The sequence below is a fragment of the Streptomyces chlorus genome (assembly GCF_042655885.1).
GTDB lineage: Bacteria > Actinomycetota > Actinomycetes > Streptomycetales > Streptomycetaceae > Streptomyces > Streptomyces chlorus.
Window position 1 is genome coordinate 1 of record NZ_JBHSOA010000013.1, and the last position, 2,147, is coordinate 2,147.

Here is a 2,147-nt window from a genome sequence, read left to right on the forward strand (position 1 = left end):
ACCCCAACGACTCGTCACACCAGGCCCGGTGACCTGCACGAATCACGATGAAACTTCCTCAGTGGCCACCGGACTCCGCCGAGCCGACCGACTACTGGCTCTCGACGCTGCCCGCCGACACCCCGCTGCGGGAGCTGGTCCGGATCGCCAAGATCCGCTGGCGAGTTGAGCACGACTACCGCGAGCTCAAGGACGGTCTCGGCCTGGACCACTTCGAGGGCCGCAACTACCTCGGCTGGCACCGCCACACCACCCTCGCCTCCCTCGCCCAAGCCTTCTGCACCCTGCTGCGGCTCGACCCAAAAGCCCCTGCGCCGGCCTGACCCTCTACGCGGTCCTCCGCGAACTCCAGGCCCTCCTGGCCACCTGGACCGGCGCCTGCTCGATATGCGGCCAACCCGCACCCACCCCCGAACCCCACCACAGGACCTACCAAAGCCCTACTAGGCATAGAGAAACGCGCAGGTCAGCAAAGCGCCAGACCATGCTGGTCGGCCGACAATGCCCCAGCAGCTCGCCCCACCAAAGCACCGCAAGGCGGCACAAAACGCCACCTGTACGCCGAGTGAAGCCCTGGGCCTCTATCGTGTAGATCGAACTTGGCGGTCGGACTGCCACCCCGCCGACCGTCGCAGGAAGCCCGCTGACCTGCGCGAACATCAGCACCTAGAGAAACGCCTCTCAGGTGCTCTCACCCATGTCCGCCCAGGTCACACCCCAGATTCGCGTCTCCAGGCCGCGGAATTACGCGGAACCCAGGCGGTGCGGGACGACCGTTTGCCCCGGCGGTGCCCCGGTCTTCGAGGCAGCCGTCGGAGCGCACGGGCTGGCCCAGCCACCACCCGGCCAGGAACACGGCGTACACAGTGGCGGCGGCGCCGAGGCGGCGCAGGGTGATCCAGGCGGGCATCCGGGGAGTGTCGCACGCTATGAGGCCGGCGCCCGCGTCGGCCAACACCCCAGGCCACACCGCCTCTCTACCGCCAGTGGCCCTCGAACCACGCGCGCATGCGGGGGCGTTCGCTCGTGTCGTTGGTGCAGGTGGCGGCGTAGATGGTGACCGTCCGGGACCACCTGTCCTCGGCGCCCCCATACGGGTGGGAGGCCGGGTCCGGCGTCGGGTCGAGCTGGAGGGGGGACATCGAGTCGTACCGTGACGGGTACGCCGTCGGCGTCGGGGTGGGGGTGGGGGATGGTGCGGTTTCGTACTCCTCGGCGATCCGGTCGCGGGCGGCCTGGTCGACGTGGCATTCGGGGCTTACGGGCTGACCCAGGTACCAGCCCGCAACGAACACGCCGTAGAGCGCGGCGGCGGCGCCGAGGCGGCGCGGGGTGACCCGGCGGGGGGTGTTCACCGGCGGCCCCGTTCCAGCACACGGGCGGCGTCCCGTAGCGCCCGGGCAGCGGCTTCGGCGTCCGTGGCCCGGCTGTCCCGGAGGAACCGGCAGGCGGTCGAGAGCGCCTCCTTTCGCAGGGCGGCCCCATGGCCCAGGGCCGCAAAATAGCCGGTGCACACGCCGGGCGACGGGTTTCCGGTCCTGGACCGGGTCCCGGTGCCGTGGCGGGGGCCGGCCGAGTGCTCGACGACGATGTGGTCCGGGTCCGCGCTGCCGCTTGGGTCGGCGGCGCGGGTGAACCCGGCGCCGAACGCGGCGGCGGTGCAGGCCGCCCCGGTTCCGGGGGCGGCGCGGAGGCCAACCCGGTGTATGTCGGGCGGTGTTGTGCTCATGCCGAAGGACCCTACCCGCAGGTACAGGCCTGTCGCCGACCCGGGACCTGGCGGCAGTTCTCGCAGCCGGACGCGGCCGGTGACGGCGGCATGACGATGCGGGAGATCGAGCGCAAGCACGCAGTGACGTGGCGGACGGTCCGCAAGGACCTGGGCTGCGCCTGGCTTGAGCCGCGCAAGAAGCTCCCGCCTCGCCCCATGGCCATCGATCCGCACAATCTGGTCATCGACGCGATCCTGCGGGCCGACCTGGACGCGCCGCGCAAGCAGCGGCACACGCGCGGTCACCCGGATCTCTCAGAGTGCGGTAAGTGATGGTCTAGCTAATTTCGCACCACTTCGTCCCAGTGGGTAGCAGGCCCCTGACCTCGGCTGTCGAGCCAAACCGGGGAGCCGGAGCCGTGCGCTCGGCCAGGGC

Annotated in this window: 3 protein-coding genes and 1 pseudogene; 2 read left to right on the plus strand and 2 right to left on the minus strand. The window is 70.8% G+C overall.

Going from position 1 to position 2,147, the window contains the following annotated elements; all coding sequences use genetic code 11:
• Window positions 1-53 precede the first annotated feature (53 nt).
• A pseudogene (locus ACFPZI_RS07720) lies at window positions 54-323 on the plus strand (transposase); the annotation flags it as partial.
• 654 nt (window positions 324-977) lie between these two features.
• On the opposite strand, the gene ACFPZI_RS07725 reads toward ACFPZI_RS07720, so the two are convergent.
• Entirely contained in the window at window positions 978-1,355 is a 378-nt protein-coding gene (locus ACFPZI_RS07725; protein WP_381360007.1) for a hypothetical protein, read from the minus strand.
• Window positions 1,352-1,729: a hypothetical protein gene (locus ACFPZI_RS07730; RefSeq protein ID WP_381360010.1), complete on the minus strand. Its 378-nt coding sequence runs from the start codon at window positions 1,727-1,729 to the stop codon at window positions 1,352-1,354. The genes ACFPZI_RS07725 and ACFPZI_RS07730 overlap by 4 nt, the downstream gene beginning before the upstream one ends.
• Window positions 1,730-1,819: 90 nt before the next feature.
• Here ACFPZI_RS07730 and ACFPZI_RS07735 point away from each other — a divergent pair, with 90 nt between their 5' ends.
• Window positions 1,820-2,044 (plus strand): hypothetical protein, encoded by a 225-nt coding sequence (locus ACFPZI_RS07735; RefSeq protein ID WP_381360012.1) that lies wholly within the window; start codon window positions 1,820-1,822, stop codon window positions 2,042-2,044.
• The last annotated feature ends 103 nt before the right edge of the window (window positions 2,045-2,147 follow it).

Coding starts and splice junctions, on each gene's coding strand:
- ACFPZI_RS07735 (WP_381360012.1), top strand. CDS start 1,820: ATGACGATGCGGGAGATCGAGCGCAAGCACGCAGTGACGTGGCGGACG.
- ACFPZI_RS07730 (WP_381360010.1), bottom strand. CDS start 1,729: ATGAGCACAACACCGCCCGACATACACCGGGTTGGCCTCCGCGCCGCC.